The sequence below is a fragment of the Hypnocyclicus thermotrophus genome, assembly GCF_004365575.1.
GTDB classification, from domain to species: domain Bacteria; phylum Fusobacteriota; class Fusobacteriia; order Fusobacteriales; family Fusobacteriaceae; genus Hypnocyclicus; species Hypnocyclicus thermotrophus.
The window spans coordinates 19,490-42,621 of sequence record NZ_SOBG01000008.1; the positions used below are offsets into that span (position 1 = coordinate 19,490).

At 24.4% G+C, this 23,132-nt stretch carries 23 protein-coding genes; 8 read left to right on the top strand and 15 right to left on the bottom strand.

The window, feature by feature from the left end:
• Positions 1 to 8: 8 nt before the first annotated feature.
• Positions 9 to 746: a hypothetical protein gene (locus tag EV215_RS08615; RefSeq protein ID WP_134113607.1), complete on the bottom strand. Its 738-nt coding sequence runs from the start codon at positions 744 to 746 to the stop codon at positions 9 to 11.
• 265 nt (positions 747 to 1,011) lie between these two features.
• Between EV215_RS08615 and EV215_RS08620 the strand changes: the two genes are divergently transcribed.
• Complete coding sequence (locus EV215_RS08620; protein ID WP_134113608.1) at positions 1,012 to 1,419, top strand: DUF2141 domain-containing protein; 408 nt, start codon at positions 1,012 to 1,014, stop codon at positions 1,417 to 1,419.
• A gap of 43 nt (positions 1,420 to 1,462) precedes the next feature.
• Here the strand turns inward: EV215_RS08620 and EV215_RS08625 are convergent, their stop codons facing one another.
• The 5 genes from EV215_RS08625 to earP form a co-directional block, all read right to left on the bottom strand.
• Positions 1,463 to 2,689 carry a hypothetical protein gene (locus EV215_RS08625; protein ID WP_134113609.1) on the bottom strand — a complete coding sequence of 409 codons (1,227 nt, stop codon included), beginning with the start codon at positions 2,687 to 2,689 and terminating at the stop codon, positions 1,463 to 1,465.
• 19 nt (positions 2,690 to 2,708) lie between these two features.
• Positions 2,709 to 3,872, bottom strand: a complete 1,164-nt coding sequence (locus EV215_RS08630; protein ID WP_134113610.1) for a hypothetical protein — start codon at positions 3,870 to 3,872, stop codon at positions 2,709 to 2,711.
• Positions 3,873 to 3,988: 116 nt separating this feature from the next.
• Positions 3,989 to 4,972 carry a ribose-phosphate diphosphokinase gene (locus EV215_RS08635; protein ID WP_134113611.1) on the bottom strand — a complete coding sequence of 328 codons (984 nt, stop codon included), beginning with the start codon at positions 4,970 to 4,972 and terminating at the stop codon, positions 3,989 to 3,991.
• 217 nt (positions 4,973 to 5,189) lie between these two features.
• Complete coding sequence (gene efp, locus EV215_RS08640; RefSeq protein WP_134113612.1) at positions 5,190 to 5,753, bottom strand: elongation factor P; 564 nt, start codon at positions 5,751 to 5,753, stop codon at positions 5,190 to 5,192.
• A 17-nt stretch (positions 5,754 to 5,770) separates the two neighbouring features.
• A complete protein-coding gene (gene earP / locus EV215_RS08645; protein ID WP_134113613.1) occupies positions 5,771 to 6,850 on the bottom strand; it encodes an elongation factor P maturation arginine rhamnosyltransferase EarP in 1,080 nt (359 codons plus the stop codon).
• Positions 6,851 to 6,960: 110 nt separating this feature from the next.
• On the opposite strand from earP, the gene EV215_RS08650 reads away from it, so the two are divergent.
• The 7 genes from EV215_RS08650 (at position 6,961) to glmS (ending at position 14,353) form a co-directional block, all read left to right on the top strand.
• Positions 6,961 to 8,565 (top strand): bacteriohemerythrin, encoded by a 1,605-nt coding sequence (locus EV215_RS08650; RefSeq protein ID WP_134113614.1) that lies wholly within the window; start codon positions 6,961 to 6,963, stop codon positions 8,563 to 8,565.
• Between the two features lie 26 nt (positions 8,566 to 8,591).
• Positions 8,592 to 10,097: a YifB family Mg chelatase-like AAA ATPase gene (locus tag EV215_RS08655; RefSeq protein WP_134113615.1), complete on the top strand. Its 1,506-nt coding sequence runs from the start codon at positions 8,592 to 8,594 to the stop codon at positions 10,095 to 10,097.
• Between the two features lie 11 nt (positions 10,098 to 10,108).
• Positions 10,109 to 11,191 (top strand): alanine racemase, encoded by a 1,083-nt coding sequence (gene alr, locus EV215_RS08660; protein ID WP_134113616.1) that lies wholly within the window; start codon positions 10,109 to 10,111, stop codon positions 11,189 to 11,191.
• Positions 11,181 to 11,759 carry a prepilin-type N-terminal cleavage/methylation domain-containing protein gene (locus tag EV215_RS08665; protein WP_134113617.1) on the top strand — a complete coding sequence of 193 codons (579 nt, stop codon included), beginning with the start codon at positions 11,181 to 11,183 and terminating at the stop codon, positions 11,757 to 11,759. The genes alr and EV215_RS08665 overlap by 11 nt, the downstream gene beginning before the upstream one ends.
• 46 nt (positions 11,760 to 11,805) lie before the next feature.
• Entirely contained in the window at positions 11,806 to 11,931 is a 126-nt protein-coding gene (locus tag EV215_RS10690) for a hypothetical protein (protein WP_306767497.1), read from the top strand.
• Positions 11,932 to 11,961: 30 nt separating this feature from the next.
• On the top strand, positions 11,962 to 12,204 hold the full coding sequence (locus tag EV215_RS10630; protein ID WP_371682589.1) for a DUF1801 domain-containing protein: 243 nt from the start codon (positions 11,962 to 11,964) through the stop codon (positions 12,202 to 12,204).
• Between the two features lie 322 nt (positions 12,205 to 12,526).
• Entirely contained in the window at positions 12,527 to 14,353 is a 1,827-nt protein-coding gene (glmS, locus tag EV215_RS08675; RefSeq protein ID WP_134113618.1) for a glutamine--fructose-6-phosphate transaminase (isomerizing), read from the top strand.
• Positions 14,354 to 14,383: 30 nt separating this feature from the next.
• Here glmS and EV215_RS08680 read toward each other — a convergent pair whose 3' ends face one another.
• The 9 genes from EV215_RS08680 to sfsA form a co-directional block, all read right to left on the bottom strand.
• Complete coding sequence (locus tag EV215_RS08680; RefSeq protein ID WP_134113619.1) at positions 14,384 to 15,475, bottom strand: 5'-nucleotidase C-terminal domain-containing protein; 1,092 nt, start codon at positions 15,473 to 15,475, stop codon at positions 14,384 to 14,386.
• A 94-nt stretch (positions 15,476 to 15,569) separates the two neighbouring features.
• Positions 15,570 to 16,352 (bottom strand): ABC transporter permease, encoded by a 783-nt coding sequence (locus EV215_RS08685; protein WP_134113620.1) that lies wholly within the window; start codon positions 16,350 to 16,352, stop codon positions 15,570 to 15,572.
• 4 nt (positions 16,353 to 16,356) lie between these two features.
• Positions 16,357 to 16,977: an ABC transporter ATP-binding protein gene (locus tag EV215_RS08690; protein WP_134113621.1), complete on the bottom strand. Its 621-nt coding sequence runs from the start codon at positions 16,975 to 16,977 to the stop codon at positions 16,357 to 16,359.
• A gap of 157 nt (positions 16,978 to 17,134) precedes the next feature.
• On the bottom strand, positions 17,135 to 18,049 hold the full coding sequence (gene pfkB / locus EV215_RS08695; protein ID WP_134113622.1) for a 1-phosphofructokinase: 915 nt from the start codon (positions 18,047 to 18,049) through the stop codon (positions 17,135 to 17,137).
• Positions 18,049 to 18,786, bottom strand: a complete 738-nt coding sequence (locus EV215_RS08700) for a DeoR/GlpR family DNA-binding transcription regulator (protein ID WP_134113623.1) — start codon at positions 18,784 to 18,786, stop codon at positions 18,049 to 18,051. The genes pfkB and EV215_RS08700 overlap by 1 nt, the downstream gene beginning before the upstream one ends.
• Before the next feature lie 145 nt (positions 18,787 to 18,931).
• Positions 18,932 to 20,008: a 3-isopropylmalate dehydrogenase gene (gene leuB / locus EV215_RS08705; RefSeq protein ID WP_134113624.1), complete on the bottom strand. Its 1,077-nt coding sequence runs from the start codon at positions 20,006 to 20,008 to the stop codon at positions 18,932 to 18,934.
• A 20-nt stretch (positions 20,009 to 20,028) separates the two neighbouring features.
• Positions 20,029 to 21,540 (bottom strand): 2-isopropylmalate synthase, encoded by a 1,512-nt coding sequence (locus EV215_RS08710; RefSeq protein WP_134113625.1) that lies wholly within the window; start codon positions 21,538 to 21,540, stop codon positions 20,029 to 20,031.
• Between the two features lie 387 nt (positions 21,541 to 21,927).
• Positions 21,928 to 22,329, bottom strand: a complete 402-nt coding sequence (locus EV215_RS08715; RefSeq protein ID WP_134113626.1) for an SRA domain-containing endonuclease — start codon at positions 22,327 to 22,329, stop codon at positions 21,928 to 21,930.
• 70 nt (positions 22,330 to 22,399) lie between these two features.
• Positions 22,400 to 23,125: a DNA/RNA nuclease SfsA gene (sfsA, locus tag EV215_RS08720; RefSeq protein ID WP_134113627.1), complete on the bottom strand. Its 726-nt coding sequence runs from the start codon at positions 23,123 to 23,125 to the stop codon at positions 22,400 to 22,402.
• Between the last annotated feature and the right edge of the window lie 7 nt (positions 23,126 to 23,132).

Here is a 23,132-nt window from a genome sequence, read left to right on the forward strand (position 1 = left end):
GATTTTTTTTATTTTGCAAGCTCTATTAATTTTTCTGTCATAAAACTATTTAATTCAAAATTTTTATTTATATAATAAATTAATTCTAATGCTGATTCCTTACTTTTATTATATCCTTGCATAAATTTATTTACATTTGATGAAATCCCTTGAAATTTTATATTTTCTTTTTCAATAATATTATAAGAAAGATGATTTTCTTCTAATATTATAGCTAATTCTAACAATCTATTTACTGCATAAATCTGAATAAAACTAAATGCTGGTATTTTATCACCTTTGTTATATTTTGCTAGCCCCAAGTATATATATGTTATTAATTCTCCTATTTCCCAATCAATATTTATATTATTGTTTTCTAAACGTTCTATTTGAAATTTATTAATGTCAAATTTATTTTTTATATATATAATTCTTCCTTCTGGTAAAATCATTTCTTCTATTTCATCTAAATTAAATATAATAAATTCTAAATATATTTTATCTTCATACATTACTTTATATCCATTTTTTCTATTTTTAAAAGCATATATCACTTTTGATTCACAATCTAGCCAAGATATATTTTTTAAAAATTCGTTTTCGTTTTCTTTTACAAAAATTATAAAATCAATTCCTGTATATTTATTAAATTCTTCTAATTCTAAACCTGTAGAATTCATCCATATAATCGCTTCGCATTCACTATACTTTTTTAAATTATTTTTTATTTCATCTAATCTTTTTGCTAATCTATCTTTAAACATTTTTATCCCCTCCAACTCTCTATTATAATTATCGTCATGTTTAAATAAAATAAAAGTTTTAACTTAGGTTTTATAATAATTATAAGTCTTTAAAAGTAAATAATAGTATTAAATATACAATACAAAATTCCTCTTTAATATAAATATATATAATTTAAAAGAATATTAAGAATATAATTGATATAATTAACAATTTTTTATTTTTAAAAAGGAAATTCTTTTATTTTTAGTAAACTTATATTAAGAAAAATTTTGGAGGTACCTTATGAAGAAAATAATATTATTTTTATTTATAGCTTATAATCTATTTGCAAATAATTACATAATAAATTTAAGAATTAATAACATCTATAAAAATAAAGGGAATATTTATCTTAAAATTTTTAATTCAAAAAAAAGTTATAAAAGAGATATTCCTTTAAAACAGTTTATTTTATCTTCTGATAATAATGAAATTTCCAAAAAAATAACTCTACCCAATAATTATTATTTATTTTCAGTCTTTCAAGATATTAACAATAATAAAAAATTGGATAAAAATTTTTTAGGAATTCCAAAAGAGCCTGTTGGACTTAGTAATTATAACGGTAAAGGTATTCCCGGAGGCTTTGATAAATTAAAAATATATATTGATAAAAACAGTACTATTGAAATAAAGCTCAAAAAAATATAAAGACTGCTAATTTAGCAGTCTTTATTTACTATATATAATAAATTTATATCTCAATTTTAAATGCAAATGTATGCATATTTACTTCTTGTGAACCTATATATGGTCCAACTTCTTTTGTAAAATAAGCATAATCAATTAAAAGCGTTCTGAATAATTGTGTTCCAAAACCATAAGTTGGATATCCTTGATTTAAACCTACTCTAAAATCAAAATCAAAAGCTTTATTATTAATTAACGCTATTTCCGCTCCTGCATGAAGTTTTTTCCAAAAATTAGTATCATCGTATCCATTTCCATCAAGGTCTTTATTTAATAAATTTTGTATCTCTACTGTCCAAAATATATTTTTTTCATACCAGTTCATTCCTCTTTCTTCTGGAGTAAATTTATTACTAATTGCTATAGAAAGATTTAATGGAAGTTTATCATCTTCTTCTATTTTTTCTTCATTTTCATATTTTGTTACTTTTACACTATTAATAAAATCTTTTAATGTAAATGCATAATTTAATTTCTTAGTTTGCCATACAGCACCTAAATTTGTACTAAATCCAGAGTATTCTGAATATCCTAATAATGAATTTTTTTTATCATCACTAATATTATCATCACTTAGTTCAAATAATCCTGATGAGCCTAATGAAGCCTCCATAGAAGTAGCTGATACCATTCTAAAAGATAGTCCCATAGAATATTGATTATTTTTACCTATCGATTTTGAAATTCCTAATGGCACATCTAAACTTGTGTTCATATCTAAAACTAACTCTGGAGAACTTGGTTTATTTACAAGAGCTATTTCATTTGCATTTACATTTCCAAATGCTCCTACTCCAAATCCTGCTCCAAAAATTCTACCTGTATACGAAGCAATAACTCCTGAGATATCTGCTCTTATTGCTTTATTATTTATCTCATTTCCATCATTATTTTTACCACTTGTATTTGTTCCATCTAAATAATCATTAAGAATTTTAGGTACATCATCTTCATTTGCATTTGATATAGCATCCATCATATTTTGAAGTGCTTTTGCTACTTCAAAAGTTTCATTTCCTGTTCCAATATTTCCACCTAAAAAGCTTAAATGCCATTTATCTATAAATTCTAACATTGCTGGATTATATATTAATGACATATCACTTTTTTCAGCCAAAATTGTAGTTCCCCCCATTGCATTTGATTTTACTGTTTTATATGATGCAGGGATTACTTCTGCAAATATCGATGTCGCTGATATAATAAATATAATTAAAAATAACTTTTTCATATTAATTGACCTCCCCTTTTTATTGTTCTGTTGCTACTCCAAGCTGATTTAATAATCCTTCATAGTTAGTTTGTTCTGTTGTATCATTTATGCTATCACTAAACGTAATTGAGCTTATTTTTTCTAATACATTATCAAACTCATCTACAACATCATAAAAATCATCATAATTATCTTTTAATAATTTTATGTTTACTACTTTACTTGGATCTTTAGCTGATAAATTACCATTTTGGTCTTCTGTCACTCCTAACAACATCATAAGTTTAGCTCTTAAATTTGTAAGTGTTATTATAACTTTTGGCTTGATTTTCATCCACGCTAATTTATCTTCATCTGTTAAGTTTGAATATTTTTTAAATATCCATTTATCTTGAGTTTTACTCTGATCTTTGTTTGCAAAAACATCTGTTATTTCTATAGCTAACCATACTCCTCCTGTTACCATTTCAGCAGTATATTTATCAGTATAATTAGGTATTATTTCTTTCATGTTTTTAAATTTTGTTATATCTTTTACCAGAGCTTTCATAAATTCATCTAACGCACCTTGTAAATATGCTTTTTTATAATTATGATTCACTTCAATTAAATCAGCTATTGAAAAATCATCATTACTAGATGTATTTGCCACTATATTCCCTGCTAAATTTGCATTCCCTGTAAAGCTATCTAAAACATCTGTAGTTTTTAAATTTCCTTGTCCCATTTTACTTTCTGCTATTGTTGTTTTAGCTTCTGTATACTCTTTTGCTTTTGATATATTTTTATTGATTAAATTTTCTAATGGTTTAGAAATATCTTCATATACTTTTTTAGCACCTTCAATTGCTACAGCTGAATTAGTAGTTGTAGCTATAGCTTTTACCATATCTTCTGTATTTAATGTAGTAATATCATTTATCGTTGCATTACTTATTTGTATTGCACTTAAGCTAGTTACATCAAATTTCACTTTTGAAGCTACTTCTTCACTTTCATTACTAGTTGCTCTCATATCACTATCGCCATTGATAGTTTCTTCAGCAATATTTACTGATTCTGCAAAATCTCCTTCTCTTAATGCTTGCTCTTGTTTAAAGGCTTTTACTTCCTCTGTATCTTTTGCTTTATCAATTGACTCAAACATATTACATGCTGTAATTAGCAAAGAAAAAGATACAATTATTAATAATTTTTTCATTTTAATTCCTCCTTTTTATATATTATAAAAGAATTTTTAATATCTCATCAATTAAGACCTGTTATTAATATTATACTACATTTATACAATGCTTTACTTTCTTTTTAAATGTTTTATTAAAATGAATTTTTAATAATTTTGTAAGGTAATTTTTCAAATATACAACTTACTGACTTTCTAAGATGTATCCTTTTTATAGTCTCGGCAAAAAGTGGTGCAACTGAAATAATTTTTATTTTATCATTATTTTTTATATATTCATTTTTTACACTATCTGTTGAAATTATTTTTTCAATAGGGCTATTTTCTATTTTTTCTAATCCTTCTTTAGTTAACAAAACATGTGATAATACTGCATAGATTTTTTTAGCACCTCTTTTTTTTAATTCATAAGCTAAATCTATTAAAGTCCCTCCTGAAATAGTAAAATCATCCGTAATTACTATATTTTTCCCTTCTACATTACCTACAATATCTAATATTTTTGCATTTTCTAAATGATCTCGTCTTGTTTTATCTGCTATTGCTATTGGCAAATCTAAATATTCAGAATACATTCTAGCTTCTTTTGCAAATCCTGAATCTGGAGAAACAATCATTAAATTATTTAAATTCATTGTTTTAATATATTCAGATAATAATGACATAGCGAAAAGATGATCCACTGGTTTTTTAAAAAAACCTTGTATTTGAGGGCTATGTAAATCCATTGTAACTACTCTATCTGCTCCCGATACTTCAATACATTCAGCACAAACTCTAGCTCTAATCGATACTCTTGGCTCATCTTTTTTATCACCTTTTGCATAACTAAAAAATGGAATAATCGCTGTTACCTGTTTTGCACTTGCTCTTTTAAATGCATCCATCCAAAATAATATTTCTGTAAATTCATCATTTGGATTCATTCCTATTGATTGAACTAAATATACATCTTTATCTCTTACCGTTTCTTGAATTTGTACAAAAATATTTCCTTCAGAAAATTTTTTTACACTTGATTTCCCTAGAGTAGAATTTAAATATTTACACATTTTTTCTGCAAACTCTTTTCCTGTACTACCTGCAAAGATTTTAATATCTTTTAATTCATTAATCAAAGATATTTCCCCCTTTTTATTTTAGTTAATTAAACTATTAATCTCAATAATTTAAATCATTATATTTTTTTATTAAGAAAATTCTTTCCTTTTTTTATACAGTATATAAAGAATTTATTAATTCCCTATATTTATTTAATATTTTCTATACCTCTATACTATTTTCCTCTAAAAAACAAAAAAAAGCAAATTGAATTATCAATTTGCTTTAAAATCATTATTTAGTTACTCTTTCTACATATTCTCCCGTTCTAGTATCTACTTTTATTATATCCCCAATATTTACAAATAAAGGTACTTGTAATTCATATCCTGTTTCTATTGTAGCTGGTTTCATTACTTTTCCTGTTGTATCTCCTCTAAGTCCAGGTTCTGTATAAGTTACTTCTCTTTCTACAGATGTAGGTAATTCTATTCCCACTGGTTTTCCTTCATAGAAAAGAACATCTATTACCATTTCTTCTACTAAATATTTTGGAGCATCTTCTAAATCTTCTTTTCTTAATGCAATTTGATCAAATGTTTCTTGATCCATAAAATTATAGTCTCCATCCATTTCATATAAAAATTGCATAGATTTTTTATCTAATCTAATATCATCAAATTTATCTCCAGCTTTAACAACTTCTTCTTTTATTTGTCCTGTTATAACATTTTTTAATTTAAATTTCATAACTGCAGCATTTCTTCCAGATTTATTAAATGTTGCTTTTAATATAAAAAATACATCATTCCCCATTTTTATAATATTTCCAGATGAAAATTCTTGAGCTGTTTTCATTAAAAATTCCTCCTAAATTATTTTAAATTTTGCTCAATAAAGAGCATCAAATTATCTATTAAATTATGTTTTTTAATACTATTACTAAATTTCAAAAAAATTTTTCTATCAATTTTAAAAAAATCATCAAAATATACATCATTTCTATCATAATTATTGATTTTTCTCAAGTTATAATTATACATTATTTTTTTATATATTTCAAATTCTTTTTGTGGAAAAAATTTTGAAATGATTTGTAAAAAACCGCTTATCTTATTTAAGTGTTCTAGTTCTTCTTGACAATATGCATGCCACAAAAAAGGTTTTCCTGCAAGAATTGCTCTTACAAAACTTTCTTCTCCTCTTACTAAATTATAGTCTGAAAAATAAAGAACTTTATCAAAATCCTCTTGAGATAAATAATTCATAAAAATTAAATCAATATTATCTATTTTTTTGTCTAATCCTCTAAAATATTTTTGCGTTTTTTCTCCAAATAGTAATAATGTATAATTTTGTTTTTGTTTTTTTAGATACTTCATTAAATTATCAAAATTAAATTCATAAGTAAATATTGTAATAATTTTATTTTCAATATTTATATCTAATTTTAATTCATTATTAAAAAAATATTTTTTTGAATAAATAGGGATTTCAAAATCAGATATAATTCCTCCTGTTCCTTCTTCTATTCCAGGCATAAAAAAATATTTTTTTATATTATTATATCCCGAATAAGACGGCATTAAATGATAATCTTTTGTCCACTCTTCTATATTTAAATATTCTAAATTTATTATCAGCTTTGTTTTATTATTATTTTCAAAATAACTTTCATCTATATCGCAACCAAATGCTTCTATAACTATTTCTGATTTCTCAATTTCAAAATAATCCACCTTATTTATATCTATATAAAGAATATTTCCTAATTTTTGTTGTGTTTTATTTATAGAAATATTCTTATTAATTTTATTAAAAGATTTTAAGTTATTTAAAAAAACTTTTATTTCTAATTTATCATTTCGTTTATGCAATTGTCTCGCTAATCTAAAGACAAATCCTATATCCCCATAATTATCTATTACATTACAAAATATTGCTACACTTTTCATCTTTCTCACCTTATTTTAGTATATCACAAACTCAAAAAAAATATAATTTATTTTATATAAAAAATATGTTATTATAATAATATATAAATTTTATAAAGGCGGTGGGTTATATGGTTTTATTAGGAAGTATTATTATTTTAAGTATCCTTATTTTATTTACAAAAGGGAATATTCTTTTAGGTAGTATTTTTATTATTATTCAATTAATTTTAATTACTTTTGCAACTAAAAAGTTGTTTCATTTACAAAAACTTTTAGAAAATATTTTTTCAAAACTAGAAAACAATGATATTGATTTTACTGAATATGAAGATAAATACCCTTCATTAAAAAGATTATTTGGATTTTTTAATAAAATTTCTCAGATAGTGTCTATAATCAACTATTCTTCAAAAAATTTAAAAGAACTCTCTAATCATTTAACTAAAGAAACTGAAGAAATTATTAAAGGCTCTAATGAAAACACTGATAATCTTTTAGCATTAGAGAATAAAACAAAAGATATACTCGATAGTGTAACTAATCAATACGCTTCAACAGAAGAAATATCAGCTACTATTAATAACTTATCTGAAAGTTTTAAAATAGTTGCTGAAAATGCAGAGCAAACTATGATTTTATCAAATGATACTGCAAAAGCAGCTAAAAAAGGTGGAAAAAGTGTTACAAAAACACTTAATGAAATGAGAAAAATTGAAACACTTATGCAAATAATTGAGACTAAAACCAATGAATTAGCTTCTTCTTCAGAAAAAATTGTAAATATAGTAAATATGATAAATCAAATATCTGAACAAACAAATTTACTTGCATTAAATGCAGCAATTGAAGCAGCTAGAGCTGGAGAAGCTGGTAAAGGTTTTGCAGTAGTTGCTGAAGAAGTAAGAAAACTAGCTGATGATTCTGGAAAAGCTACAAAAGAAATAGAGGATTTAATTAAAATAATACAAAATGAAACAAATGAAGTTATTAATGCTGTACAAGAAAGTTATAATGAAGTAAAAGTAGGTATAAAACTTTCTGAAGATACCATAAAAGAAATAGATAATATCGTTGAACAAACTGAAAGTACTAATAAAGAAGTTACTAATATTTCTAATGCTATTAATCAGCAATCAACAGCAATAGAAGAGATTCAAGTTGCAACTGAAACTGTAGCTTTTAACGGTGAAACAATTACAAACATCAGTCAAGAACAAACATATATTTTTGAAATTATAAGTAATAAATTAAATGAATTTTTAGAAGAAATTTCTAGACTTAATGAAATTTCTCATAGCTTAACTGGAAGTATAAATGGAATAGCTATTTTAGATAATAATAATCAAATTCAAGATTTAATTAAATGGGACAATAAATATAGTGTTAATAATGAAAAAATAGATAATCAGCATAAAAAACTTGTAACTTTAGTAAATACATTAAATGCTGCTATGCTACTTGGACAAAGTAAAAGTATAATTAATGAAATTATAGCAGAGTTAGCTGATTATACTGTTACACATTTTAAAGATGAAGAAGAATATATGGAAAGCATTGGATATGATGATTTAGAAAATCATAAAAAAATTCATAAAACATTTGTAGAACAAGTAGTTAAAGTACAAAATGATATAAAATCTGGAAAATCAAGTGTATCTAATGAACTTATTGATTTCTTAAAAAAATGGTTAATAGAACACATTATGAAAACAGATAAAAAATATGTAAAATAATTTTTAATAACAATTTAGGGGGAAATATGTTATCTAGGGTATTAAGTAGTGGTTATATAGGACTTGAAACATTTATTATAGAGGTGGAAGTTGACATTAATAATGGACTTCCATCTTTTTCCATAGTAGGATTAGCTGATACTGCTATATCAGAAAGTCGAGAAAGAGTTCGCGCTGCTATGAAAAATAGCGGTTATCAAATTCAACCAAAAAAAATAGTAGTAAATCTATCTCCCGCTGATATAAAAAAAGAGGGCGCTTCTTATGATTTACCAATAGCTATTGGAATTTTATCTTGCTATGATATTGTAAATAAAGATAAATTTAATAACTATTTATTAATCGGAGAACTTTCTTTAAGCGGTGAAATTAAAAAGGTAAACGGTATTATTAATTCTGTAATACTCGCAAAAGAAAAAAAATTTAAAGGAATTATTTTACCTGCTGAAAATTATTATGAAGCTTCATTAATTAAAGATATTGATATAATTCCAGTAAAAACTTTAAATGATGTTATTGAATTTATTAATAATAATAAAAGAATAAAAATAAAAAATAAAATTGAATTTATAGATCAAAATTTTGAAATAGATTTTAAAGAGGTAAAAGGACAAACTAAAGCTAAGAGAGCTCTTGAAATAGCTGCTGCTGGTGGTCATAATATATTTATGATAGGACCTCCTGGAAGTGGAAAATCTATGCTTGCAAAGCGATTAAATACTATTTTACCACCTATGAATGAAAATGAAATTATTGAAACAACTAAAATTTATAGTATTGCAGGCATGCTTAATAAGGACGAACCTTTTATAAAAACTAGACCATTTAGAGCTCCTCATCATACCTCTTCTGATGTTGCATTAATTGGTGGAGGTAGAAATCCTAAGCCAGGTGAAATATCATTAGCACATAATGGAGTTCTTTTCTTAGATGAGATGGCTGAATTTCCTAAAAAAGTTCTTGAAACAATGAGGCAACCTCTAGAAGATAAAGTTGTTAATATTAGTCGTTCTTTATATAGAGTGTCTTTTCCTAGTAATTTTATGTTAATATCTGCTAGTAATCCCTGTCCTTGTGGACATTATGGTAGTGATACTGGAGAATTTTGTAAATGTACTGAAAGAGATAGAATACGGTATATGAATAAAATATCTGGTCCTATTCTTGATAGAATGGATTTATATGTAGAAGTACGAAGATTATCTCAAGATGAACTTTTTAAATATTCTGAAGGTGAATCTTCTCAAGAGATATACACTAGAGTTATAAAAGCTAGGAAAATTCAAAATAAACGATATAAAAATAAATATATAAATGCAAATATGACAAGTAGTGATATCAAAAAATACTGTGAATTAGATAATCAAAGTAAAGATATAATTAAAAATGCTTCTAAAAGCATGAATATCTCTGCAAGAAGTTTTGATAGAATACTTAAAGTAAGTAGAACTATTGCGGATTTAGAAGGTAGTGAAAATATAACATATTTTCATATACTTGAAGCATTAAATTTTAGAAAAAAAGAAAATTAGAAAGGCTTAATATGTATACTTGGTTAGAAATTGATTTAAATAAATTAGAAAAAAATTATAATTACATAAAAAAATATACAAATAAAAATATTATTCCAATAGTAAAAGCAAATGCTTATGGTATGGGAGCTATTGAAATATCAAGATTTTTACAAAATAAATTTAATATAGAGATATTTGCAGTGGCTAATTATAAAGAAGCTATTGAGCTTTATAATAATGGTATCACCTCTAATATTCTTATTTTTAATGAAATAGAGTCTGAATATTTAAAAAAAAGTATTGATAAAAATTTTATTTTTACTATTTTCAATCTATTTTATTTAAAAAAATGGATTTTTTATTTAAAAAATGATATTTCAAAAATTAAATTTCATATAAAATTTAATACTGGTTTAAATAGACTTGGTTTAGAAAAAGAAGATATTCCTGAATTAATAGAATTAGTACACAAATACAATATAAATATAGCTGGAATCTATACACATTTTGCGACTGCTGATAGTAATATTAAATTTATGAAAAATCAAATTGATAGTTTTAATGACATTATTTCTATACTAAAAAAATATAATCTTAATTATAGTATTATTCACTTATCAAATAGTCCTGCTTCATTTAATGAAGTAATTATTAAAGAAAATTACGCTAGAATTGGTATGGCTCTCTATGGCCTTCAACCTATTGAAAATAAAAACATTAATATTACCCCTATTTTTAAATGGAAAGCTAAAATTATTGATATAAGGTATATAAAAAAAGGTGAAGGTGTATCTTATAGTCAAACTATTTTAAATAAAGATAGTAAAATAGGCGTCGTTCCTGTTGGCTATGCTGACGGATATATGCGACAATTATCTAATAAAGCTTATGTTTTATATAATAATAATAAATGTAAAATAATAGGAAATATATGTATGGAAAAAATAATAATTGATTTTACTGATACTAATGCTAAAATCGATGATGAAGTTATTATATTAGGTAATAATATTGATATTGAAGAATTTGCTAAAAATTCTAATACAATAGCCGATGATATCATTTCTAAATTTAGCAAAACAATAACAAGGAGATATATTTATGAAGAATAATCACCAAAATGGATTTACCATAATAGAATTGCTTATAGCTATATCTATTATTACTATATTAAGTACAATCGGTTATGCTACTGTATCTAAACAAATGGAAACAAATGCTATACTTAAAATGAGAAATCAGATACCTACTTTTATAAAAGGAATTTCAGAATTATCCTATGAAACTGGAGAAAAATACGATATAAGCATTGATTTCAATAATTATATTATTACAGCTAAAAAAAATGGCTCTACAACTATTTATAGAAAATTAAATTTAGAGAAAAATTTACAATATTGTTTTATTGATAATAATAATAAAATACAAAATACACTGTCTAGAAATACTACTAGCACTGGAAATATTAATATAGGATTTAGTATTTATATTTTCAATAAAAAAAATAAAGCTAAATCTAAAATATCTTTCGTAAGTACTACAAAAGTTGTAAAATTTTTAGTAATTAATAGATATACTCCTAAAAAAGATATGTATTTAAATAACTTTACTCAAAATAGAGTAATTACAGGAAGTGAATTAGAATTGAAAGATTCTAATAATTGGGAAAAGGTGAATTAAATGAAAAATTATAATACTCTTGAAAATTATATAAATAGTTTGCCTAATGATAGAAAAATCATTATTAATAAATTTAAGAAAAATTATCATTAATAATATTCCTGAAGGATTTGTAGAAGAATTAAATTATAATATAATTGGATATGTTGTTCCTCTTTCTATTTATCCATAAGGATATAAAAATGGATTACCTCTTCCGTTTATTAATTTAGCTTCACAAAAAAATTATATTTCTTTTTATCATTTAGGATTGTATAGTAATAAAGATTTATTAAATTGGTTTAAAGAAGAATATTCAAAAAAATGTAACCATAAGTTAGATATGGGTAAAAGGTGTATTCCATTTAAAAAATTCAACGACATCCCTTATGATTTAATTGCTGATCTTATAACTAAAATAGACGTTAAAACTTGGATTTCTATTTATGAATCTTCAAAAAAATAATCCTTACTCTCAAAATACCTATATAATTTATAGGTGTTTTTTTTATAAATTTTTTTTCAGAAATAAACAATTTCTTGATTTTGTATATACATTATGCTAAAATTTTTCTATTGTTAATTTAAGGAAAAATAAAAAATATAAAAGCGCCAGATCTTTAAATTATTTAAAGAAGACGAGGACTAGAGTTATCGAATTTTCGGCGGATGCTCTAGAGGTGGTCACAACCTAAAAAACATACAAAATCTAAAAGTGATTTTAGGTACAAATATGTTTTAGTGACTATTTTTCCTTAAAAAATTTTATATTTTTGAGGAGGACAACTATGTGCGGAATAGTAGGTTATATTGGTGAAAGGAAAGAAGTCAAATCTATACTTTTCAATGGTTTATCAAAACTAGAATACAGAGGATATGATTCAGCTGGAATATCTATACTAAAAAATGGAAATATTATTACAAAAAAGGCTGTTGGTAAATTAGTTAATCTTGAAAAAGAGATTATAAATACAGATATGAAAGGTTTTCTTGGAATTGGACATACAAGGTGGGCAACTCATGGAAAACCAAGTGTAGAAAATTCTCATCCTCATTTGTCTACCAATAATGATATTACACTGGTACATAATGGTATTATTGAAAATTATGATATATTAAAAGCTGCTCTTATCAAAAAAGGACACAAATTTTTAAGTCAAACTGATACAGAGGTTATAGTTCATTTAATTGAAGATGCATATGAAGGTGATATATTTGAAGCTGTTAAAAAAATTCTACCACTATTAGATGGAGCTTATGCAATTGGAGTTTTTACAAAAAATGAACCTAATAAGCTAATTGCTGCTAGAAAAGGCTCTCCTTTAGTTATCGGAGTAGGAAAAAATGAAAATTTTATTGCTTCAGATATACCCGCAATATTAGAACATACAAAAGATGCTATTTTCTTAAATGACGGTGAAATAGCAATTTTAACTAAAAATTCTGTTGAAATATTTGACCTTAATGGTGATAAAACAGAAAAAAATATAAAACACATAGAATGGTCTCTAGAAGCTGCAGAAAAAGGTGGTTATGACCATTTTATGATAAAAGAAATTCATGAACAAGATAGAGTGATTAATGATACTCTTAGAGGAAAAGTATTTGAAGATAATGTAAAAATCGATGAAATAACTATGAGCGATGAAGAACTTCAAAATATTCATAAAATACATATTGTCGCTTGTGGAACTTCTTGGCATGCAGGACTTGTAGGAAAATATATACTAGAACAAGAATTAAGAATACCTGTTGAGGTTGAAGTAGCTTCCGAATTTAGATATAAAAATCCTATTATTTCAAATAAAGATCTTGTTATTTTAATAAGTCAATCTGGAGAAACTGCTGATACTTTAGCAGGACTTAGAGAAGCTAAAAGTAAAGGTGCTAAAACTTTAGGAATTTTAAATGTAGTAGGAAGTACTATAAGTCGAGAAGCTGATGGTACTATTTATACAAATGCAGGCCCTGAAATAGGTGTTGCTTCAACAAAAGCCTTTGTTTCTCAATTAATAGCTCTTTATATTTTAATGTTATTTTTAGGAGAAAAGAAAAATATTTTATCAAAAGAGAGAAGAAAATACATTATATCAGAATTAAAATTATTATCTAAAAAAGTCAAAACAATTTTAAATAATGAGAAAAATATAGAAAAAATAGCTAAACTTTTTGAAAATGTAAATAGCACAATGTTTATAGGTAGAAATATAAATGCTCCTATTGCTCTTGAGGGTGCTTTAAAGTTAAAGGAAATATCGTATATTCATGCTGAAGGCTATCCATCTGGTGAATTAAAACATGGTCCTATTGCTCTAATACATGAAAATTTCCCAACTGTAGCAATAGCTACAAAGTCTCATACATATGAAAAAGTTAAAAATAATGTAGAAGAAATAAAAGCAAGAAGTGGAACAATAATAACTATAGCAAGTGAAGGTGATGAAAAAATTCAAGATATTTCTGATGCTGTATTATATGTACCTGATACAGAGGAATTATTTTCTCCTGTTATAAATGTTATTCCTTTACAAATACTATCTTATTATGTAGCAAAATCTAGAGGTTTAGATGTAGATAAACCTAGAAATTTGGCAAAATCAGTAACTGTAGAATAAATTAAAATCTCCCTAAGTAAGGGAGATTTTTCATTTTATTCTATCCTCTAATATATAACTATCATCAATAATATCTATTGTATTTAAATAATCTGCAACTATAAGCTCTGTTTTATAAGGTATTTCTGAAAATATTTTATCTTTTAATTTAAAATATACACCATTTCCATTTTTTATATATTCATTTACTGTTAAACTATATAATTTGTATTTATCCAATGGTTCACCATTTATAGTAATAACTATATTATTTTTTAATGTTTCCCATATTAAGTTCGCTGTATTTGGAAATTCTCTATGTCCTTTTGGCAATTTAGATATATTATTAAAAAGTTCTATTATTTCATATCCGTAAAGATTTAAAGTATATAATTTATGATCTGTTAAAATATTTTTAATATTTTCATAATATATATTACCTATATCAATCTTATTTTGAAATAATCCAGCATTTACTAATACAAAATCAGTTTTTGTATACTCTTTTATACTATCTGTTACTATTTGAGAAATTAATACATCTTTTTCTGCCACTTTAGCTGTATTTAAAGGTTTTAAAGTTTGAGCTAATAATATTTTTTTATCTTTTGAAAGTATTAATTTTAAACTATCTAGTGATTTTAAAATTTTAGTTTTATTTTTTTCTGTTACTGTTAATTTTTCTAAAATTCTTTTAGATATTATTTCCTCTGTTACATCAACTATACTTCCATCATCTTTATACTCTAAAAATTGAAGTAATTTCCCATTTCCATCTCTTTTTTCTTCAATAAATTTATTCTCAAACGTATAAAAAAAGCTTACTTCATTTATATTTCCTTTTAAATCTCTTTCTACTGCAAATAATTTTTTATTATTATTATATATTATATTTAATTCTGCTACCTTTTTTACCCTTTTTCCTCTCGAAATTACATCTAAAATAGTTGCTCTATCATTTTCATATTCTTTATAAAGATATTCTTTTATAATATCTCCTTTTAGATTTATTATTTTTTCACCTATTACTTTGTTATCTCTTATTATTTTCTCTATTTTATATTCATCATTTGAAAACAATAATTGAAAAAATATAACTTGAATTATTATTATATAAAAAAATTTATTTTTTATTATAGACATATATTTCCTCCTAAATTTTTATTAAATATTTTATATTTTAATATACTCTCTATTTCCTTTATATTTATAATTAATTATCGTCATTTTATAAAAATTATTTAAAATATTCTTTATCTAGTAGAGAGTATGGAGTAAAACATTTTTTATTAAAAAATATTATTATTAAAATAGAAGATATAAATTTTGCATTAAGTATAGCGAGCATGATAGCTATTTGATATTTTATAGCAGTTGTGGGTATACTTCCAGCTAATATTTGTCCTGTCATCATTCCTGGTAAAGATACTATTCCTATTGCTGACATAGATGCTATTGTTGGGGTAATCGATGATAAAATAGATATTTTTATACTTTCTTGTAAAGCCTCTAATTTATTAGCACCTATTGTTAATAAAAATAAATATTTTTCCTCTTTTTTACTTACTTCATTATATAAACTATTTAATGTAATAATCGTTCCTGAAATTTCATTTCCCAAAAGCATTCCGCCTACAGCTATTATATATTTCGCATCAAATATATTTGATAAATTAATAATAAATTTATTAAATATAAAAAGTGTTAATACTTGAGAAAATGCAATTGAAATAAAGATATAAAATATAAATTTTTTTAATTTTAAATTACTATTATTAGCAACATTAAGTGTTGCAATTATTATCATAATTAATAAATACAATAAATTAATAAATCTATTATTTAGTGTAAAAATATAATTTAAATAAAGGGATACTAAAAAAAGTTGTATACACATTTTAAATATCGAAAAAAAAGTTTTTTTTATAATATCCAATTTTAAAAATATAGAAGTTATTATTAAAGGTATTATAAATAATATTAATAATCCTAATGAATATATAGATATATCTTTTGTCATTTAATCACCAACTTATTATTTTTATACTTTCATATTCTAACCATTCTTTATCATGTGATACAATAATCATTGTTTTATCTAATTTTAAAATGTTTTCTATTACTTTTTTTTTAGTTTCTGAATCAATTGCTGAAGTGGGTTCATCTAACAACCAAATATCTTTATCTAATAAAATTGTAATTATTAACATCAATCTCTGTTTTTCTCCACCAGATAATTTATTTGTGAAATTATTTAGAATATCTTTATCCAATTGAAATATTTCTAAATATTTTTCTAACTTCAAAATATCTAATTCTTTTTTTCTATATTGTTTTAAAGAAAATATATATTCAATAAATTCTATTACTTTCATAGTTTGAAAAAAAATATTTTGAGGTATATAAGATATATTTTCTCTTATTTTTTCTATATTTTTGCTATTTAACTTATTATTGTTTATATACACATCACTATCTATATAAAAAAATCCAAATATTATATTTAGTAATGTTGTTTTACCACTTCCTGATTTAGAATTTAATAATATTTTTTCATTTTTATTTAGACTAAGATTAAAATTTTTAAATATCCATTTATTATTTAAAGTTAAATTCAAATTTTCTATTTTAATAATATTTTCCATATCATCACCAATTTTATTATACAATAAAAAAAGATGATTTCATAGAGAAACCATCTTTAAAATTTATTATTATATTCTTTGTTTTTCATGCTATTCAATAATCGGTTTTTTTACTACTCCAATGATTGTCGCTGTTACTAATGAACCAACAGTATATCTATATTTTTTCTATTTCTATTTCTTTATATAATTTTTCTGTTAATTTTTTTGTAGCTAACCCTCTTGAATAAGCAGTAGCAGTACCTGTAGCAACCGCATATTTAAATGATTCTAATAAATCTGACGTTTCTATATATTTTGCTGTAAATCCAGCTATCATAGAATCACCAGCACCTACTGAATCAATTAACTCACCTTTAGGTGGAATAGCTTTATATATACCATTTTTAGTAATAAATATAGCACCTTTCTCTCCTAGTGATACAATTACATTTTGAGGACCTATATCTTTTAATTGTTTTCCATATTTTATAACTTCTTCTAAACTTTCTAATTTAATATTAAATATTTCTTCTAATTCATCTTTATTTGGCTTTACTAAAAATGGCTTATATTTACTAGTATTTTTTAATATCTTAGTACGCGTATCTAGTATAAACTTTGTATTTTTATTTAATGATTTTATAATTTTAATATATGTATCGCTTGGCAAACTTTTAGGTACACTTCCAGCTAAAATAACAATATCCTCTTTTGAAATTTCTTTAATTTTTTTTATAAGTTTTTCAACTTTTTCAATTGATATATATGGTGAATTTCCATTTATTTCTGTTTCACTATTTTTACTTTTCATTTTAATATTTATTCTAGTATCTCCATTATCTAATTTTATAAAATCAGTTAAGATTCCATTTTCTTTAAGCTTTTTCTCTATAAATTCTCCTGTAAAACCCGCTAAATATCCCATTGCTATAGATTTTACATTTAAATTTTGTAGTACTTGACTTACATTTATTCCTTTTCCACCAGCTGTTTTATATTCTTCTTTACTCAAATTCAATCTATTTTCTTTAAATTCATCAACTATTACAGTATAATCAAGAGATGGATTAAGTGTTAAGGTATAAATCATTACTTACACTCCTTTACTATTGTTTTTTCTTTAAATCGTTTATCAATTAATTTATCTGTTATAATTATAGCTTCTTCTAATTTCCCAAATTTACAAAATGAATTTTTCCCAAATTTTGAATTATCTGCAAGAATATATGATTTTTTAGATAAATTTATAACCGTCTTTTTTATAAGTGCTTCTTCTGTATCTGGAGTTGAATATCCCCTTTCATAACTAAGACTATTTACTCCTAAAAAAGCTCTACTAAAATTATGTTTTAAAATCTGTTCATATGCTTCTATTCCTATAAGTGCTCTTGTAGTTTCTTTTATTTCTCCGCCTATTACATATGAACTAATATTATATTTTACTAATTCTAAAATATGATCAATACCATTTGTTACAACTTTTATTTTCTTTTTGGATAAATATTTAATCATTTGAAATGTAGTACTACCAGCATCTAAAAATATATATTCACCATCATTTACAATAGAGGCTGCAAATTTTGCGATAATTTCTTTTTCTTCTCTATTAATAGATGTTTTACTTGCCATTGAAAGTTCTATATTATCATCAATAACAGTAGCTCCTCCATGTACTCTTTTTAAAAGAGCTTTTTTTTCTAATTCAATAAGATCTCTACGAATAGTTGCTTCAGAACTTTTCGTAACACCCGTCAATTCTTTCACGCTTACTGTTTCTTTTTCTTTCAAATATTTTAAAATCAAATCATATCTTTCGTTTATTAACATATTTTCCTCCTCTACAATACTATACTACCTCTTCAATCAAAAATCAATCATTTCCAATCAAAAATAATCAAAAAAATTTTTTTATAATCATATTTAATTATTTTACATAAAAAAAAAGACCTAAAAGGTCTCTTTTTTATGTAAATTATAAATATTTTAATATAGCTTCTCCCATTTCTTTTGTCCCCAAAGAAACTTTTCCTTCACTATAAATATCTCCTGTTCTAAATCCTTCTTTTAATACTTTATTTACTGCATTTTCTATATCATCAGCAGCTTCATTCATTCCAAAACTATATCTAAGCATCATAGCTCCTGATAATACTTGTGCTATTGGATTTGCTTTATTTTGATTTGCTATGTCTGGAGCTGAACCATGGATAGGTTCATACATTCCAAAATTATCATCTCTTAAACTTGCTGATGCAAGCATTCCAATTGAACCTGTTATAATAGATGCCTCATCCGATAATATATCTCCAAACATATTTCCTGTAACAATTACATCAAATTGTTCTGGTGCTCTCACAAGTTGCATTGCAGCATTATCTACATACATATGATTAAGTTCAACTTCTGGATATTCTGGTGCTATTTCTAATATTGCTTCTCTCCATACTCTCGATACCTCTAATACATTTGCTTTTTCTACAGACGTTAATTTCTTATTTCTTTTCATAGCTGCTTCAAATGCTACTTTCGCTATTCTTTTTACTTCTTTTTTAGAATACTGCATTACATCATATCCTACTAAATCTTCCCCTTCGCCTTTTCTTCCTTTTTCTCCAAAATAAATTCCCCCTGTAAGCTCTCTTACTACTAATATATCTATTCCTTTATCAACAATAGAATTTTTTAATGGTGATGCATCTTTTAATTCCTCAAATACTTTAGCCGGTCTTAAGTTACAGAATAAATCTAATCCTTGTCTAAGTCCTAAAAGAGCTTTTTCAGGTCTTTTATTCCCAGGTAAAGTGTCCCACTTCCATCCACCAACAGCTCCTAAAAATACTGCATCTGATTTTTTACACTCTTCTAATGTCTTAGCTGGTAAAGGTTCACCAAATTTATCAATAGCACATCCACCTGCATCCATTTCTACCCAATTTATTTTTGTATCATATTTTTCTACTGCTTTATTTATAACTTCTATTCCAACTTTTGTTATTTCTGGTCCTATACCATCTCCTGGTATTGCTACTACCCTATATTCTTTTTTCAAATTAAATCCTCCTCATTTTTTTAATTTTTTATATTATCTAACATTTTATTTATTGCATTTAAATATGCATTTATACTTGCTTGAATTATATCTTCATCTATTGCTTTCCCTGTAGTATTATTATTTTCATAAGCTAATCTTACTGTTACTTCTCCAAGTGCATCTTTTCCACCTGTCACTGATTTTATAGAATAATCTTTTAATTCAACTTTTAAATTTGTTACCCTTTCTATTGCTTTAAATAATGCATCTATAGATCCTTCTCCAATAGCTACTTCTTTAATAATTTCTTCACCTTTTATTAATTCTATCATTCCGGTACAAGTCATATTATTTCCGCTATTTAATTGAAACGATTTTAATTTATATACTTCCTTAAAATATGTTTTATTATTAACTATTGCTTCAACGTCTCTTGTAGTCACATGTTTTTTCTTATCCGCTAAATCTTTAAATTTTTTAAATGCCTCTAATAATTCTTCTGATTCTAATTCTATCCCCATTTCTTTTAATGAATTTTCAAAAGCATGTTTTCCTGAATGTTTACCAAGGACTAAATTCAACTCTTTTTTTAATCCAATATCTTCTGGTGAAATTATTTCATATGTTGACTTTTCTTTTAGTACACCATCTTGATGTATTCCTGATTCATGTGCAAAAGCATTTGCACCAACTATTGCTTTATTTGCTTGTATATTCATACCTGTAAGACTACTAACTAATGTACTTATTCTATGTATATGAGTAGTATCTATATTAGTTTCTACACTTAATACATCTTTTTTTAATTTTAAAGTCATTACAAGTTCTTCCATAGCAGCATTTCCTGCTCTTTCACCTATTCCATTAACTGTACATTCTACCTGTGTTGCTCCTGCTCTTATTGCAGCTAAGCTATTAGCGACTGCTAAACCAAGGTCATTGTGACAATGTACACTTACATCTACATTTTCTATCCCTTTTGTATTATCTATAATATATTTTATAAATCTTCCAAAATCTTCTGGCAATGCATATCCTACTGTATCTGGTATATTTAAAGTCGTTGCTCCTGCTTCTATTACTTTTGCATATATTTCACATAAAAAATCAGGATCACTTCTATACGCATCTTCTGCAGAAAACTCAATATCATCAAAATATGATTTTGCATATTTTACCATTTCATATGCTTGATTTAATACTTCCTCTTTACTCATTTTTAATTTATATTTCATATGAATATCAGACGTAGCAATAAATGTATGAATTCTAGGCTTTTTGGCATATTTAAGTGCCTCATATGCTCTATCTATATCTTCTTTTCTTGCTCTTGCAAGTCCTGCTACTGTTGATTTTTTTATAACTTTAGCTATCTCTCTTACTGATTCAAAATCTCCATTTGATGCAATTGGAAATCCAGCTTCTATTATATCTACTCCCATTGCTTCTAATTGTTTTGCTATTAAAATTTTTTCTTTTAAATTTAAATTTACTCCAGCCGCTTGTTCTCCATCTCTAAGTGTTGTGTCAAATATTTTTATTTTCTTCATACAGACTCCCCTTTTCATTATAAAAGATAATATTTTTTACTGACAATTTTACAAAATTCCTGCTATCTGTATGATAGATAGAGGCGATTTAAAAAAAACTAACTTCGCCAAAGTTAACATAAAAAAAGCTAACTTTAATCTAAAAGTTAGCTTTGATATACTATATAATATTATTGTTTTACACAACTATTAGCTAACTTACTATGAAAATCATTTCGTTTTGATAAGAGTAATAAAGCTAACAGTAATAACAAAATTTTCATAATAAGAGCCTCCTTTTTTTAAAATATTGTACATATTTCTACATACAATTTATTGAATAAATGATATCAATATATTTTTTATTTGTCAAGATAATTTTAAAATTTTCTTACTTTAAAATCTTAATTATATATCTTTATATTTTAATGGAAAAATTAAAACTTGCCTCATTTTTCCATTATCGTCTACTTGCTCTTCTGTAAAAACCTCTTTTACTAAACTCATCTCCCCTTTATAAATATATTTATTTTCTTCATAAAGCTCAAAACAATGAATAGAATAACCTTCTTTTTCCGCATTATACAAAGATTTATTTTGTCTTATTAATTGCTGATCACCTTTTTTACCTATTCCTACAAAATATAGTATATCTCCTGCTTTTTTATGCACATATGAACAATCTAAAAATTTTGCTATTATTACTACAGTTTTTGTTTTATTACTTTTTCTTATTCCACCCTGATTACTACATTGAAATATTTCTGCTATCTCTTTATTTGTTACTTCTTGATTTAATTCTAAAAACATTTTTCCCTCCTTATTTTTTATCTATATTAAATGCTTAATTTTCATATATAATATTTTTTTATTTTATTTTTTACTCTTTTTCTTTCTCCACTTCATCTATTTCTGCTATATCTATCAATTTTTTATAATATATCCATTTATCTTTATATTCTAATAATATAGGATAAATTTCTACCCCTTTTTCTTTTGCTAAATAAAAAAGTTTAGCAAACTCTTTATCTGTTTCATATTTTGGTCTAAATTTAATAGAATTTCTTAGAATTAAAAACATAATAGCTGTTCTATCACCAGTTTTTTTCAATTCTATAAGTTCTTTTAAATGTTTTTGCCCTCTTTTTGTTGGAGCATCTGGAAATTTTGCTATTTTATCTTGTGATAATGATACACCTTTTACTTCTACCCAAATTTTTTTATTACCTTTTTCCAATAAATAATCAATTCTACTATTTTTATATTTTACCTCAGCTTTTATACTATCAATTTTTCCAAAAGGACTTATTTCAAAATCATTTAAAATTTTTTCTGATATATATCTATGAAATTTTGAATTTATCAAAATTTTTTCTCCATCTCCACTATCAGCTGCTATTACATCCCATTTCGTTTTTCTATTTGGATTAATAGCTTTTTGTAAATAAACTTTATTATTTTCAAATAATAACTCTTTTAATCGCCCTGGATCATGTACATGTGCCTCTATAATTTCATTATCTATCTTTACTTTTGATAAATATCTATTAGGTCTTTCTAAAAAAATCCCTTTTTTATCTATTGGAATATTTAAAATTTTTTTCATAAAATAA

Coding starts and splice junctions, on each gene's coding strand:
- EV215_RS08680 (WP_134113619.1), bottom strand. CDS start 15,475: ATGTCTATAATAAAAAATAAATTTTTTTATATAATAATAATTCAAGTT.
- EV215_RS08665 (WP_134113617.1), top strand. CDS start 11,181: ATGAAGAATAATCACCAAAATGGATTTACCATAATAGAATTGCTTATA.
- earP (WP_134113613.1), bottom strand. CDS start 6,850: ATGAAAAGTGTAGCAATATTTTGTAATGTAATAGATAATTATGGGGAT.
- efp (WP_134113612.1), bottom strand. CDS start 5,753: ATGAAAACAGCTCAAGAATTTTCATCTGGAAATATTATAAAAATGGGG.
- sfsA (WP_134113627.1), bottom strand. CDS start 23,125: ATGAAAAAAATTTTAAATATTCCAATAGATAAAAAAGGGATTTTTTTA.
- alr (WP_134113616.1), top strand. CDS start 10,109: ATGTATACTTGGTTAGAAATTGATTTAAATAAATTAGAAAAAAATTAT.
- EV215_RS08710 (WP_134113625.1), bottom strand. CDS start 21,540: ATGAAGAAAATAAAAATATTTGACACAACACTTAGAGATGGAGAACAA.
- EV215_RS08715 (WP_134113626.1), bottom strand. CDS start 22,329: ATGTTTTTAGAATTAAATCAAGAAGTAACAAATAAAGAGATAGCAGAA.
- EV215_RS08700 (WP_134113623.1), bottom strand. CDS start 18,786: ATGTTAATAAACGAAAGATATGATTTGATTTTAAAATATTTGAAAGAA.
- EV215_RS08655 (WP_134113615.1), top strand. CDS start 8,592: ATGTTATCTAGGGTATTAAGTAGTGGTTATATAGGACTTGAAACATTT.
- EV215_RS08625 (WP_134113609.1), bottom strand. CDS start 2,689: ATGAAAAAGTTATTTTTAATTATATTTATTATATCAGCGACATCGATA.
- EV215_RS08650 (WP_134113614.1), top strand. CDS start 6,961: ATGGTTTTATTAGGAAGTATTATTATTTTAAGTATCCTTATTTTATTT.
- EV215_RS08630 (WP_134113610.1), bottom strand. CDS start 3,872: ATGAAAAAATTATTAATAATTGTATCTTTTTCTTTGCTAATTACAGCA.
- EV215_RS08690 (WP_134113621.1), bottom strand. CDS start 16,977: ATGGAAAATATTATTAAAATAGAAAATTTGAATTTAACTTTAAATAAT.
- EV215_RS08615 (WP_134113607.1), bottom strand. CDS start 746: ATGTTTAAAGATAGATTAGCAAAAAGATTAGATGAAATAAAAAATAAT.
- glmS (WP_134113618.1), top strand. CDS start 12,527: ATGTGCGGAATAGTAGGTTATATTGGTGAAAGGAAAGAAGTCAAATCT.
- pfkB (WP_134113622.1), bottom strand. CDS start 18,049: ATGATTTATACCTTAACACTTAATCCATCTCTTGATTATACTGTAATA.
- EV215_RS08685 (WP_134113620.1), bottom strand. CDS start 16,352: ATGACAAAAGATATATCTATATATTCATTAGGATTATTAATATTATTT.
- EV215_RS10690 (WP_306767497.1), top strand. CDS start 11,806: ATGATAGAAAAATCATTATTAATAAATTTAAGAAAAATTATCATTAAT.
- EV215_RS08620 (WP_134113608.1), top strand. CDS start 1,012: ATGAAGAAAATAATATTATTTTTATTTATAGCTTATAATCTATTTGCA.